Raw genomic sequence first — 14,294 nt, 5'->3', positions numbered from 1 at the left:
TCTTAAGCGCCAAGCGCTAACCCAGTTTCGTTATCCCAGGTTCTTTTCGGCCCCGCATTCGCTGCAGTGCCGGTCATACTGAGACCGCAGCAGTTTGCCGCAGCTCCAGCAGGGCGGGCCGAGACAGGACTTCTGGTGCACCAGGATGTGGTGCGCCGAGGTACTGACCCCGCGCAGGTCAACACCGGTTAAGGCCAGATGCTTTTCATAGACCGGTGCGAAAAGCTCGGCCTGAGGCACCTGGGCGTCCGGGCCGCCGTGCGCCGCACGGTAAGCCCGGACTTTCTCCAAGGCAGAACTGCAGGTCCGTTCGATCGCCGTCACCTGGTCCTGGGAAAGCAGCGGCACCTCAACCCCGCAGATTCCACAGAAACCATAGTTCTGATCGTTCACGACCTGGCTCGCCAAACTTGCATCACACATTACAGCCTCCATACAGCCGCCTCTCGACGGCCGTTCCTCCATCGCCTACCTAACGCGTTCACCTTTGTGGTAGGCCGCCACGACCGCGATCGGCCCCAGCAAGTTTCTATTCAAAGCCTCGAGTTCCTCCGCGGGAACCCAAAGCTCGCGGTGTGCCGAGCCACCGGCTTCATTGGCCTCAAAGGACTCGGCAAAGCCATCATCGACTTCAAACTCGGTCACAAAACCGACGTGATCGTGATCGGCCGAGGTCGAATTCCAATCGCGGGCAATCTTTTCGGCATAATCGAAACTCAGGACCGGGTAGAAAATCGGCTGCTCGGGCAAGCGGGGCGGAAAACCCTTCATGTCCACAGCCTCGATCTTCGCGAGTTCTCTCTGCCCAACGGGACGCCATAGTTTCATCACTCCGCTCCCTCTCCTCTCACGCATTGGTTTTTTTACGGCTGCCGGGTTCATTTTTCGCCCTGCGGCCGCCGGGTCCGGATTGACCCGGCGGCACCGCCTTCTGTTTCGCAAACGAACGGGGGCATTCGTTTGCGGGTCGGCCTCACCCCTTCACGCAGACAACCTGCTTCAGGGTATGGACCACATCGACCAGATCGGCCTGAGCGGCCATGACTGCGTCGATGTTCTTGTAGGCCCGAGGCGTTTCATCCAAGACACCCCGGTCCTTCCGGCACTCCACGCCTGCAGTCGCATCGAGATGATCCTGCAAAGTGAACTTCGCCTTGGCAGCCGTCCGGCTCATGGTCCGTCCGGCACCGTGACTGCAGGAGTGAAAGGACTCCGCATTGCCCCGTCCCCGGACGATGAAGGACTTCGCCCCCATCGATCCCGGAATAATTCCGAGTTGCCCCTCACGGGCCGAAACAGCCCCCTTCCGGGTCAGCCAAACGTCTGCGTCGAAGTGCCGCTCGTTCGCCACGTAGTTGTGGTGGCAGTTGACGGCCTGCTTCGTCGTGGTGAAGGGCGGCAGCAACGGGCGGATCGCAACAAGGATCCGCTCCATCATCACCTCCCGGTTCACCCGGGCGAAATCCTGTGCCCACAGCACCGCTTCGAGGTAGTCATCGAAGAGTTCGTCTTCGCCCTCGATGAAGTAGGCCAGGTCACGGTCGGGCAGTTCATGGCCCAACACCTTTTTCTCGATCGACTTCCGCGCTTCATGAATGAAGTAGGTGCCGATCCGGTTGCCTACGCCCCGCGATCCGGAGTGCAGCATGATCCAGACCTTGCCTGCTTCATCGAGACACAGCTCGATGAAATGGTTGCCTGCACCAAGCGACCCTAAGTGAACCACCGAGTTCGCCCCGGCGACCGCCGGATGCTTGCTTTCAATCCGACCCAGGCCTTCGCCCAGGCCGCTGTCACGGAAGCGTTTCGACACGCGCGAGGGGATCTCGTCCTTCCAGCCACCCTTCTTACCGGTGCCGCCATGCGGCACGGTCCGTTCGATGGTAGAGCGGATTTCGACAAGAGAATCAGGCAATTGTTCTGCTGTCAGGCTGGTTTGCACCGCCATCATACCGCAGCCGATGTCGACACCGACGGCGGCAGGAATGATTGCGCCTTTGGTTGCGATCACGCTGCCGACGGTCGCTCCCCGGCCGAAATGGACGTCCGGCATGACAGCAACATGGCTGTGCACGAAGGGAAGCCGAGCGACGTTGGTGAGCTGTCGGCGCGCCGAATCATCAACCGGCACACCTTTGGTCCACATCTTCACGACGGCGCGTCCCGTCTCGATAATTTCAAAGCCACTCATGCTCTATCTCCTCTTCCACCTTCTTGGCGGAACATCCCGAACGCGCCTCTTCGTTTCGTCGCGCAGTTCGGCCAAAAAATAAAAAACCCTCCCGAAGCCTGTGCTTGGGAGGGTGTTTGTCGAAACCGGAGACTGCGCTTATCTTGTTACCGCAGTGATCTCCCACCCTCCCGTAGGCATGCAATTTCCCATGCAGTATCTGCCAGGCGTTTGCCGTGGAATTGCATGTTGGAATTGACGCCTTGATATAAGGTCGGGCTCATTGATCTCATCCTGGTTTCACAAAGCCGCGCCCAACGAGGTCGCGGCAACTCAACTAAGAGGCGAGAGGCTGCCTAGGTCGGTGAAGAAAGTCAAGTCTGTTTTTGTCTCGGTACAAATTAGTTTTACGGAGGCGGCACTGTCGGCAACTCCAGTGTTACCGAGCATCGCTCTTCACTGCGGCAGGCGAGTTCAATGTTCTCGCGCCCGCAACGCCCCGGGTTTGGTCTGCCAATCGTTCATCCATGAACGTCAGCATATCGGCCTGAACCGGGGCGATCCACGTCAGTTGTGGCGCTAAGGCTCCGACCAACCGGGAATGCCCGATGTCATCGTAGAATTGATAGTCCGCACGCCCCCCAGCAGCTTGAATACGTTCCGCAAGAATACGGCTGTCAACCGCCTCAACCGTTGTGTCTGCTGCACCGTGGACCAAGAGAAGCGGCGGCCCACCCGCCCGCGCAAAATTGACCGGCTGGGTCAACTCAATCGCTTTGACGTGACCGAACGACTGCCGAGTGGTCCGGTAAAGCCGCGGATCAAAATCATAGGGCCCGGCCAAACCAACAACCCCGGCCAGCTGATTTGGATCAACACCGCCCGACTGCAACCAACGTTCCTCAAGCGCCAGCATAACCGTTATCCAGGCGCCGGCCGAATGCCCCGCAATAAAGGTGCGTTCAGGCACCAACGTGCTCAGATCAGGATGTGCGGCAAGTGCACTGACAGCCCCTGCAGCATCTTGCAGAAAGTCAGGATAACGCACCTGCGGATAGAGACGATAATCGGGAATGGCAACCGCATAGCCGGCAGCTGTAAAAGCAGCCGCGACAAAGCGGTAGTCGGATTTGTCGCCGCTATCCCAGCCACCACCATAGAAAAAGACCAATAATCCCTTGGGCGCGTCGTCAGCCGGCAGATACACGTCAACCGTCTGACGCGGATCTTCACCGTAGCCAATCGCGTCCAGCTGCCGCCAGGCGCCTTCTGGAAGCGTGGCGTCGACAAGCGTTAGAGGCGAACAGGCCGGAGCAACAAAAAGAAGGAGCAATGCAAAACAAAGACCTTGCCCGTTTAATCGCCAATTCAAACACAGCCAGCTCATAGTCCCGCGCAACTCCTCGACATATCTACAGCTCGACAACTGGGGTCGTTCAATCTCCGAAGCCCATTAAAGATAATGTACCGAACTTCCGTTCCAATGAGACGTCTCATCATCTCACGCCGAGTTGAGCACCGGGCATTCTCTTAAAAAAGGTACGAACGTCAGACGACATTGGATGCAATCCTCCAGAACAATTTCGGGTCGAACGATTCGATCACAAATAAATAATTCTACCAAAAATAATCACCGAAGTAATAAATACACTCTATGCGGCATTGTTATGATAGCAGGACAGATACCTTAAAAAACGATTGTTTGTACGCAAGGTAAGCGTAGTCGCACCTATTTATCAACAAATCACGCTTCTGGTGAATGCCTAGCCTTGACATCCAAAACCAATAAAGCCTTAATAAAAATAAGGGTAGAATACGTTGATTGCAGAGATTGAAACATTGATTACGTTTCCGAGGAAAACAAGACGGCGGCTTTGAAGCAGTTTTATTGTACCGGTCGTTTCAATATTCAGTGATGTAAAAACGAAGAACTACCCGCAATAGAATTAAACGGCTTTCCTGGCAAAAAAGAACAAGTGCCCTGTCTTAACTAAGTAAAGTGAGCTGGTAAGGGAATTTTAGCTTAAGCTGAAGAAGTGTCTGAATCGTTGCCACGATTAATGACGCTTGTTTGGCGTTTTTTCTCAATCCGGTTCCATTTGACGGCCCGCTGTAAAGTGCAGCGATCAGCCGATGCAAGGTGCTAACACTCACGGGAAAACCGATGTTCTGAGCAATCCCAGGTGCCGGGAGGTGGCACAACATAGATCTGACGCGTCAGTTAAGACAACAACAGTCAGATAGTCGGCGAGGTCACAGGATGTGGTATTCGACTAAGAAGGCGGGAGATTCGGCAAACATGCCGCAGAGACAAGCGGGCGCGAGCCTTAATGCTAGTCTGTTTTCCCATGGTTGTGGGGAGGCTCCGCAATGTATCTGCTAATTACAGCCGTGAAATGGCTGTCGATCCTCTTTCTGACACTCCGGCTTCAGCGTGAGATTCGAATTCAGGCCCGCATTTGCCGGAACGCAGAGCGAAATAAAGACGCGGAATAGCTTGACCTTCCAGATACTGGAAAGTTTAAGATAGGACAGTGAGCAGAGCAGAATCGGCCTGCTCGAACCAACTGCCTAGAGTAGCCAACAGATAACCGGATTCGATTATCTACTGATAAGCTGCCCTGTTTCATATGGTTAGAGCGTCTTCGGCGCGTCAGGCATTGCGCACGATTGCTCTTGCGGCTGGAGTCATCACATGAAGATTGGTGAAGCGTCCGATTTGAGCGGCCTGCCGGCCAAAACCATCCGATACTACGAGGACATCGGGCTGGTGCAGTCAGGTCGCCGTGAAAACGGCTATCGCGACTACGGCGGGCAGGAAATCCATAAACTCAGATTTATTCAGCGGTCGCGGAGCCTCGGTTTTACCGTCGAGCAATGCCGCACCCTGCTCTCACTCTATGACGATCCAGATCGAACCAGTGCTGACGTTCGCGCTCTGGCTGAGACGCATCTGGAAGAAATTGAATTAAAAATCCGGGAGTTGGCCGGTATGCGCGACACCCTGTCTCAACTCGTCGAGACCTGTCACGGCGACCACAGACCAGATTGTCCGATCCTGAATGACCTTGCCGGCGATGCGGAGACAGCAAGGAGCAGTCGCGTTTAGAGAGAGATTTTTCCTGATCGCTTCAATCCAGAGTACAATTCCTTTCCTCACCAGTTGGGCTTTCTCGCACCAAAACATCCCGCGTTTTGAAAAGGCTGCATCTTTCGCTTCCCATAAAAAGCGGAAGAAGGGTCTAATAACGTCTTTGCAGGCGTTTTCGGCTCGGGTGGTTTTATGTTTCGTTTTCATCATTATTTCGCGGCAATTTTGATTTTCAGTGCAATCGGCATCGTGCAAGCAGCCGACCCTGCTGACAATATTATCAAGAACTCTCTCTCCGATATCGTGCGCTTCGAACAACAGGCGCAAGGCTTGACGGCCGCACGAAGGTCGAATGTCCGGCGCTTACTCAAGCTAATGACGATCACACGCGATCGGCTCGACAGCTCGGCGAACCAAGACCACGCCTCTTGGAAAGAGGCCGATCAACGGCTCTCCGGCCTCCGCAGCCAGCTCAAAAACCTGATCGAACCAGCCACTGCCACGACGCCGCAGAAGGTGCCGAGTCAAAGCGGGACAGTTGGCGGACAAACGACACAACCCGCGCAAGCCAAGGGCCGTAATTCCGCCGCACAGCAGCCTGATGTGCGGCCGCTTGTGTCCGGAGAACGGGTGCGGGTCAAAAAACTGGCACGCGATCTTGCAAACGTGCGCGACAACATCGTGACTGAAGGCCCATCTCACCTGCAGGCGCAGCAAAATCTCGCGCAGTTGAAGAAGCGGTTCGACCAGTTCTCCGCCGCGATCAAACGCTATCCGCAGATCGACGACCCTGATGTCCAGAAGGCCCGTCAGGAGTATCAAGCGCTGAGCGAAGCGGCCACGGCTGAGGTAGCCCGCGCGAAGGCACAGCTTGCACAGCTCGGTGATGTGCAACAGCGCCTCGCCAAGATTGAGGCGGCTTTACGTGGCGCACCCTTGCCCGGTGTGCTCGACGCCCCCTTTACCCGGGCGCAGGCCGATGCATGGGTCGCAGCCGGCAGAAAACTGCATCCGGTTGCTCAAGGTGCGAAAAAGGAAATCGAGCAGATTGCACCGATAGCCTATCTGCCCTTTACCACCGGCACACCGCCCCATGACGCCTACGATCACACAGATCTCGATCGTCTCTACGGTTTCGCTGACTCTCAATTGAAAGATTTAGGCAGACAACTTGAGGGAATGACGGTCAGTCTCGACCGCGGGATTGAAGATATTCGCACCAGCCTTGCCGCGACCAACGCCGACCGTGATCCGACCAACCCAAGCGACCTGTGGGTCTATCTTCAGGAGGGGATGAGGGACGAGATGCATAAGAGGTTGGACGAGAAACGTGCGCGCGTAACCTCCGGCATTCAGTTCTACGAATCGCTGGGGAGAGAGCCACCCGCTGCTCACCGCCAAATGCTGACAGCTATAGAAGACGCGGGGACAAAGTTTGACCAGGATCGCGCAACGGCACTGGATACGTCCAAACTACCCGAAGCCGCTTCCAAGAGTTCCGAATTGCTCGATGTTGCCAGGACAACTCTCGCGAACCCAAGCTATAGTATCGACAATCATGAACGCCTGGTTATCAACGCAGACCTCGCAAGCCACGAAACCGAGACCAGTGAAATCGACATCGACAAGGTCGACGTAACGCTGGGCGGTGACCTCAAGCTTTCCGGCACGCAAACCACCTGGACCTATAAGTGGGACCAGTTTCAGGTTTCGACTGTCGAACGCCAACCCGACGGCATCTATTACATCTGGCACACAACGCTGAAAAATTATTCTTCAGGTGGACCGAATACACCGCTGAACAAGTGGATCGTTGCCGGGCGGATCAAGGGCAACGAAATACTGAAAGAAAACATCGACAAATAACGTGCCTTCACGGAGCCAGCGGTCAACCGTTGAAGGATGTTACTGCATTTCTTTCTGGCCCTCGACGCGCTGATTTTGCGCCTCGAGGATCAACTTGTAGGCAATGTAGTATTTGAAGATATTGCTGACGTATTGAACCGTTTCGCGGCCGATCCGCTTGGCAGCGATCAGTTCGACATTGCGAAACCATTTGTTCGGATCAAGGCCGGCCGAGCGCGCCTCTTTACGCAGTTTACTCACCTTTGCCGGCCCCGCGTTGTAGGCGGCGGCGGCGAAGAGCCATTGATTGAACAGGTCGATATCGTCGACCTTGAAATAGCGGTCGTGAAGGAAATGCAGATACTTCACGCCGGCATGAATATTCGGCTCCAGCTCCTCTATGTTCGTTATGCCTACGACTGGATCGCTTGCGGTACTGGGCAGCAGCTGCATCACGCCGATAGCTCCGGCATCACTGCGTTTACTCTGATCAAGAGAAGATTCCTGATAACCCAAAGCCCCTACAAGCAGCCAGTCCAACCCATATTCCCCGGCATACTTGCGAAGGAACTTGACGGTCGCATTAAATTTCTCGAGCTCTATGGGATCGAGCGCGTTTCGTACGTAGCGCGTATCCTCCAAATATCTCTTGAAGAGGATGTTGCCCAGGACCGTGCCCTTCCTGTTCTTCTTGACGAAACGGTTCACTACGTCCTTGAGCTTGGGACTGTCTTTGCGAAAGGCCCAACCAATCTCGCCTCCACTGCTCACCGCGAGATCCGGGTGGAGCTGTAACTCCTTGAAAGTCTGCGCCCAGAACTCGGCCTTGTGGCCATCGACGATAGCCATTGGCAGCAGGCCCGCGTTGACCATCTCGAGAAGATCTGAATCCTCCAGATTTTCATTTGCATCGACAACTTTGATTGGCCGGATGCCTTTGGCCTCCAATGTTTCGTTGAGGCGTCGAACGCTCTGGTAATAGCTGCTGGATGGACGAAGATGCAGCGGCTGGCCGGATAGTGCCTCCAGACCATCAGGCGTCGGTAAGTCTGGACCCGTAACGAGAATCTCATCGACACCGGTCAGCAGAGGCACCGAAAAATCAACGAGCTGTTCCCGCTCCGGCGTGATCGTCAGATTGCCCACGGCAATATCGCCACGTCCCGCGATCAAGCCATCGATCAGTTCGTCCCGGGGCACCGGCACAAAAACCACCTGCACCTTCACGGTGCGACGCTTAAGGTCCTTGTTGATCCGGTTTTCGAATGCCGTGAGCATCTCATAGGCGAGCCCAAGCTGCCGGCCGCGGTCGAGAAAATAATAGGCTTTGTTATAGGGTACCAGCGCTCGGATCCGATTGCGCTCAACCATCCCGTCGAAATCACCGGTCCAGGTTTCCACCAATTCAGCCTCACCGGCCGGACGTTCCGGCGGATCCAGCTTTTCTGGTGTCTCGACCAGCCCCTGCGCCGGCATATTGCCGAGCACGAGCAGGCAGAACCCCACGGCAACGGGCAATCCGCGCCGCACAACATTAGGCTCCGAGATGTTCTCGGAAGTCGAAGTCTTTCCCCTCAGCACGAGTCAGCTCCCCTGTTGAACCGCCCGCCGAAACGAACAGCATAACCGCGCTTTGCGGAACAGGTCTAGATCAATCGACAGATAACCACGTCTGATCGTCTGTTTATTATTTGTTCTATTTCATATGGTTAGAGCACCTTCTCCGCATCGAACTTGATGCAAGATGCTTCGGCAAGCCGTCGCTCTGTGTCACAGCACCTTTGCAATCGAATGTTCTTTATCAGGAATATCGGTCAACCGATTGAATTAACGCGAATAAAAATTCAAGAGCTGTCAAAAACGATGCGACAACCCCTTCCGCCAATACATTCGGGAATTCAGCTCAACGCACTTCGCCGTTGAAGATTGGCAGGTTGCAAACCAGAAAGCGTTTGATCTCGCCGCTCTTCCCAAGGGGCAAGATCAAACGATGCCAATGGCTCACTGTGATCGCGGGCGGCGCCTCGTGGACGGTGTAGATGGGGCAACGTAGCCTGCGTGCGGCCATATAGCAGGCGGCAAAAAAGTTCTGGACCGTTGAGGTGGTCGCGATGTCCCAAATCCCCTTACCGGTCATGTCGAACCCTGAGACGTTAGCAATTCTGGAGCCGTAGAGTGCGTAGCGAAAGTCGTCGTTTTGATCATCAATATCGAGCAATATCAGATACCCAAGCGCCGGACGCACTTCCTCTGGTGAGATCTTGACGACATCGGGTACGCCGTCGATCTTCGGAAGCTGAGACCAGAAACGCAGTACTGAAGTGAGCTGTTCGGCAGGCATGTCGCGCTCCAGCGGGTCGCGGACAAGCTCAAGGTCGTTGATCGGAATGTTCAGATAGTGCGAAGGCGAATGCCCACCCGCGTCCGTTGTCAGATAGTCGACTATTTTATCGGCGAGATCTCTAGCCTCGGCGCGGCTCATCAGAATTCCTCGTAGCAACACGACTGCCAGATCACCACATCTGGACTCTCGCTCCAATCTAACGCGCGCAGCCGAATCGTAAATACGGATTAACCCATATGTACAATTATGATTCAACTTTCGGGTTTCTGCGCGAGATGTTGCAAAGGAAAACGGCGGTCACTTCTGTAACCGCCGCCCAAAAAACGACCTATCGATTTCCTGCTTAGCCAATCCTTCATGCGGCCTGGGAAGAATCACTTTCCGTTTGCTCCAACAATCCAGCGATCAGGCCTCGCGTCTCCTCGCAAATGTCAAAGCCAATGTGAAGTCCTTTACCCGATATTCCGACAACACTCGCCTTTATCACTTCAGGCAGGTCAGCGATCTCAAGTAACAAATGGTCGGCTGTGGAAAACTCGCCTTCGGCCTTGATCAGCGCGCCACCGAGGGACAGGTCGCTGATCCGACCACTCGTAGCGACACCATCACGATCTATTTTCACCGCCCAATTTCCGGAATGCCGTATATGCTGACGCCGGTTCCCATCGCCAGACTCGCGAAATTCCTTAAGCGCCTCGCCCGCAGGCTCACCTTGGTTCGATCCCGCGCGGACCTCTTCGATGAAGGCGGCAACTTCAGAACGCAGAGAGCTGGAAGACTTCATCAGTTCCTGCGCGCGTTCGAGAACATGATGCGCCGAGGAACCAGTCTCTCTTACGACGCCTCGCACTTCGACGATGCTGCTGGAGACACTTTCGGTGCCTTGTGCCGTGCTGGCCACGCTGGAGGCAATCTCACGCGTTGCGGCGCCCTGTTGCTGGACGGTTCCCGAGATGGTTGAAACGGTTTCATCCATCTGGTCGACGATCTCGCCGATGCCGCGGATTGCCGTAACAGCCTCGCCGGTCACGCCCTGAATCTCGCTGATCTGATCCGAAATCTCCTGCGTCGCGTTCGCGGTCTGACCCGCCAGGCTCTTCACCTCATTTGCAACAACGGCAAAGCCTTTACCCGCTTCACCGGCGCGCGCAGCCTCGATCGTCGCGTTTAGTGCCAGGAGGTTGGTTTGCTCGGTAATATCGGAAATCATCTTCACGACCGCACCAATTTTCTTTGCCGCCTCGTCAAGGCCCTGCACGGTCGCGTTGGTCACTTCGATCTGCTTCACCGCCCGAGTGGAGATTTCCGAAGACTGTACGACCTGCCGGTCAATCTCATCGACCGAACTTGAAAGTTCCTCTGTCGCTGCAGCAACCGTCTGGACGCCGTTTGACATCGTCTCAGATGCGTTGACCACACTGTCCGATCTGTCGCCGGCGAGCGCCGCATTGTCGGTCATGGTCTGAGCCGTCGACTGAAGTTCACAGGCCGCAGCGGACACATTCTCGACAACGCTCGACACACGCTCCTCAAAATTTGCAAGGAGACGGTTAATCGCTTCACGTTTTTCGATCTCGGCACGTGCCTTAATTTCTGCCTGTTCGGATTCCATGCGCTTAACCTCAATGAGCTTTGCACGGAAGACCTGAACCGCCTTCGCAATGGCACCGATCTCGTCGTTAGACTTAACTTGGAGATCAGCAGAGGTATCACCGGCCGTTAAGGCATCCAGGACTTTCACAGTCTTGCGCAGCGGTCTCACCACGGTCAGGTTTAGGACGAAGACGATCGCGAATACGAGAAGCAGGGCAACGCCCAGGGACACCAGCGTAATAACCTGTGCCTGTCCGACCTTTTCTTCGGCCGTGATCTGGAATTCGAAACCTTCACCAGCCGTCGCCTCGACCAGATCCGACAGGGCAGTTTGGATCTCCGCAACAAGCTCCGGATCCTGTATGAAGCTTACTGCTTCACCATCCAGAAACTCTTGGTTTTCCTCCTGCCACTTTGCAACCAGAGTCGTTACACGCTCGGCCTGGTCATGTGTTTCGTCAGATAGGGCGCGCTCGCTTGCGACTTCGATGTTGTCGACAAAATTTTCGAAGTACTCTGCAATCAGCTCCGCTTGAGTACTCACGTCAGTTTCAGAGTCAGAGCCAGCAGTTTCTTCAGAGCCTGCGGTTTCGGCGGCATCGGCATCAACAGCTTCAAGCTCCGGTGCTTCAGCTTGCCCGGTTTCAATTTGAGCCGGAGTAGCCTCGGCGGCCGCACGCACAAGCCGCTGACGCTCGCTCAAGCCCTGTGGCTGTGACCCTAATGTTGAGGCATCGATCCCCTCAGCATCCAACAGAAGGCGTTGCCGCTCGCTTAAACTATTCGGATCCAACTGGAGCAGACGAATGATGGCGGCATCAATCCCGGCTGCACTGAGAACGAGGCGTTGCCGCTCACTCAAGTTTTTTGATTGCGGCTGCAATTGAGGCTGGGGTTCAACCTGAGTCTTTGACTGAGACGGCTCTTGGGGTTGAGGTTCCAGGAGGGTTTGTTCCTGCGCTTGCGACTCAGCCTTCGGCAATCGTGCGACCGTCGCATCGATCATCGCAAAGTCCGTCGCAGCCGCACGGGCGAAATTAATCGCCATCAGCGGCTTGTTATACATTTCCATCGCCAAGTTACCCATGCCCGTCACCGAGTATAGGGCATAACCACCCAAGGCGGCGGTCATCAGCATGACCAGGAAAAAACACAGGAAAAGCTTGTATACAAGCGACATTCCAACCCCTCTTTGTCTCTTATCGACCGCTATCAGTTGACGACGACGGTAATTTTCATCTTTGGATGAATGCCGCAACGGACCTTGAACTTGCCGTTTTCGTCAAAGGCAACATCAACCTTTTCACCCGGCTGCTGAATACCGGTGCTCACGTCCATCTTCTTGATCACGATGTTATGCTTGACCTTGTCGTCGTTCACAAAGGTGATGCTGTCACCCGCCGCGATCGACATCTTCTTCTCTGAGAACTTTTTACCGGTCTGAGAGATCGTGTGGTTGGTCGAGGCAGTTGCCGTGACAGCCCCGAAGGCAGCGGCTAACAACGCCAACGCCGCAGCGGAGATCACTTTGTTTTTGAAGATCTTCATATCTATCTCCCATAACTTACGTCTTGAGCGAAACAGGGCGTTTTCAGTGAAAAACGGATCACGGAATGCGCCCTATTCCTTTGATTTTACGAATCTTTCCCGTGCGAAAATGACTTCATCTTCGCAATCAAAGAGTTAGTTCGGCAGGATTGGTATCTCGACCGGATCGTCGTCACTGGTCAGAGTTTCCAGGAAGGCAATGAGGTCCTGCTTCTCGGCGGCGCTCAGCTTGAATGGCTTCATCTCGTCGGAAAGACTCGGGCGCTGGGCGAAACCATCTGCATAGTGATCGATGACCTCACTCAGGGTCGCCAGAGAACCGTCGTGCATATAAGGTGCACGCTGAACGATGTTGCGCAGACCAGGCGTCTTGAAAGCATGCTTGAACTCAGGCATGTCATTCATCTCAGCCGCACGGCCAACGTCATCCGATGCCAGACCGATATCGTGAAAGCTGTCGTCGGTCATGTTCCAGCCGGAATGGCAAGAGACACAGTTAGCGGTCGTATTGTAAACGACAAAGCCCCGCTTCGCGCTTTCGCTTATGGCGTTCTCGTCACCGTCGATCCAGAGATCGAAAGGTGCACGGTTCGAGACCACTGTTCGTTCGTAAGTGGCAATCGCCATGCCAATCGTATCACCGGAAATTTCTTCTCCGGGGAACGCTGCTTCAAAGAGCACAGGGTAACCCTCAATGCCCTGGAGCTCAGCGATCAGCTCGTCAAGCGGCTGCGCCATCTCGACACCGGCCTGGATTGGACCCAGCGCCTGTTCCTCAAGGGAGTCCATACGTCCGTCCCACATGAAGAGTTCTCCCCAGGCGAGATTCAGGATCGTGGGCGTATGCCGGCCAAGACGATTCATACCGTGACCTGCTCCTGTCGGCTGACCGTCTTCCCAACCAAAGCTGGGATTGTGGCAAGAAGCACAAGATATGAGGTTCGCTCCCGAGAGACGTGGATCGAAAAACAGCATCTTGCCAAGCTCGGCCTTTTCCGCGGAGTACGGATTATCTTCGGGAAAGGGAATGCTCTTTGGGCGGGAATTCAGCTCCATCATCTTCTGAAGCTCTGCAGGATCAACGCCCGCGACAGTGCGGCTTGCAAGTTGCTCTGCTGCAATTGTAGGCAGCACAACCGCAGCTAACCCCAACGCAACAACTCCACTTAGAGCAAATCGGATAACGTCCTGTTTTCTCGACTGCATGACAGTCCCCTAGATTGATAATTTAGAATTGCGACGAATGCACAACCGCGTATTTTCATGCCCAAAACTTGATCATTCGGATTAAAAATTTATGAAGCGAAAATAGGGGAACGAGGGGGAATTCCGCGTATAGCGCGAAAAGAAGAACTACACGCCAAAGAAGCGCAAACTCATAAAATTCGAAAGCCTGCAAAGCAAATTGGCGGATTTCTTTTGCTTTCAAAATCACACTGTTTTTGCGCTTTTTAGAAAAATACCTATTGCGGGTAATCGTGAATGGGGCGCAAAATTAAAGGAAAAAGAAAATATAAAACTCGATTTAGTCGAAAGAGCACCATTATTGACACTCAGAGTTTACCGCATACAAACAATAATCCATGACCATAAGTAATGAACGAATAAACCAGATGGAATGAGTCACATACGTTCAATAAACACTGAATTGACAACGGGCGGCGTTTAGATCAGTGAACACCGCCCGTTTTGATGCATCCAGA

11 protein-coding genes are annotated in these 14,294 nt (G+C 54.5%); 2 read left to right on the top strand and 9 right to left on the bottom strand.

Translation table 11 applies throughout. The annotated features are described in order from the left end of the window. Window positions 1–30 precede the first annotated feature (30 nt). The 4 genes from QMZ18_RS23320 to QMZ18_RS23305 form a co-directional block, all read right to left on the bottom strand. Window positions 31–423 (bottom strand): hypothetical protein, encoded by a 393-nt coding sequence (locus tag QMZ18_RS23320; protein WP_282608767.1) that lies wholly within the window; start codon window positions 421–423, stop codon window positions 31–33. 45 nt (window positions 424–468) lie between these two features. Further along, window positions 469–828: an ADP-ribosylation/crystallin J1 gene (locus tag QMZ18_RS23315; protein ID WP_282608766.1), complete on the bottom strand. Its 360-nt coding sequence runs from the start codon at window positions 826–828 to the stop codon at window positions 469–471. A gap of 145 nt (window positions 829–973) precedes the next feature. Next, on the bottom strand, window positions 974–2,191 hold the full coding sequence (locus QMZ18_RS23310; protein ID WP_282608765.1) for an RtcB family protein: 1,218 nt from the start codon (window positions 2,189–2,191) through the stop codon (window positions 974–976). A 418-nt stretch (window positions 2,192–2,609) separates the two neighbouring features. Then, window positions 2,610–3,557 carry an alpha/beta hydrolase gene (locus tag QMZ18_RS23305; RefSeq protein ID WP_282608764.1) on the bottom strand — a complete coding sequence of 316 codons (948 nt, stop codon included), beginning with the start codon at window positions 3,555–3,557 and terminating at the stop codon, window positions 2,610–2,612. A gap of 1,308 nt (window positions 3,558–4,865) precedes the next feature. On the opposite strand from QMZ18_RS23305, the gene cueR reads away from it, so the two are divergent. Together cueR and QMZ18_RS23295 are read left to right on the top strand one after the other, a co-directional pair. Continuing rightward, a complete protein-coding gene (gene cueR, locus QMZ18_RS23300; protein WP_282608763.1) occupies window positions 4,866–5,279 on the top strand; it encodes a Cu(I)-responsive transcriptional regulator in 414 nt (137 codons plus the stop codon). A gap of 174 nt (window positions 5,280–5,453) precedes the next feature. Beyond that, window positions 5,454–7,127, top strand: a complete 1,674-nt coding sequence (locus QMZ18_RS23295) for a hypothetical protein (protein ID WP_282608762.1) — start codon at window positions 5,454–5,456, stop codon at window positions 7,125–7,127. 39 nt (window positions 7,128–7,166) lie between these two features. Here the strand turns inward: QMZ18_RS23295 and QMZ18_RS23290 are convergent, their stop codons facing one another. The 5 genes from QMZ18_RS23290 to QMZ18_RS23270 form a co-directional block, all read right to left on the bottom strand. Further along, entirely contained in the window at window positions 7,167–8,687 is a 1,521-nt protein-coding gene (locus tag QMZ18_RS23290) for a lytic transglycosylase F (protein WP_282608761.1), read from the bottom strand. 322 nt (window positions 8,688–9,009) lie between these two features. Then, complete coding sequence (locus QMZ18_RS23285) at window positions 9,010–9,588, bottom strand: PAS domain-containing protein (RefSeq protein ID WP_282608760.1); 579 nt, start codon at window positions 9,586–9,588, stop codon at window positions 9,010–9,012. Window positions 9,589–9,805: 217 nt separating this feature from the next. Further along, the gene (locus QMZ18_RS23280; protein WP_282608759.1) at window positions 9,806–12,223 is read right to left on the bottom strand and encodes a methyl-accepting chemotaxis protein; all 2,418 of its coding nucleotides are present in this window, start codon (window positions 12,221–12,223) and stop codon (window positions 9,806–9,808) included. Between the two features lie 32 nt (window positions 12,224–12,255). After that, complete coding sequence (locus tag QMZ18_RS23275) at window positions 12,256–12,591, bottom strand: plastocyanin/azurin family copper-binding protein (RefSeq protein ID WP_282608758.1); 336 nt, start codon at window positions 12,589–12,591, stop codon at window positions 12,256–12,258. Between the two features lie 135 nt (window positions 12,592–12,726). Further along, on the bottom strand, window positions 12,727–13,797 hold the full coding sequence (locus QMZ18_RS23270; RefSeq protein ID WP_282608757.1) for a cytochrome-c peroxidase: 1,071 nt from the start codon (window positions 13,795–13,797) through the stop codon (window positions 12,727–12,729). Between the last annotated feature and the right edge of the window lie 497 nt (window positions 13,798–14,294).

It is taken from the genome of Pelagibius sp. Alg239-R121 (genome assembly GCF_947331435.1).
Classification (GTDB): domain Bacteria; phylum Pseudomonadota; class Alphaproteobacteria; order Kiloniellales; family Kiloniellaceae; genus Denitrobaculum.
The sequence above is the reverse complement of the archived record's forward strand: the minus strand, read 5'-3'. Positions and strand labels throughout refer to the sequence as shown.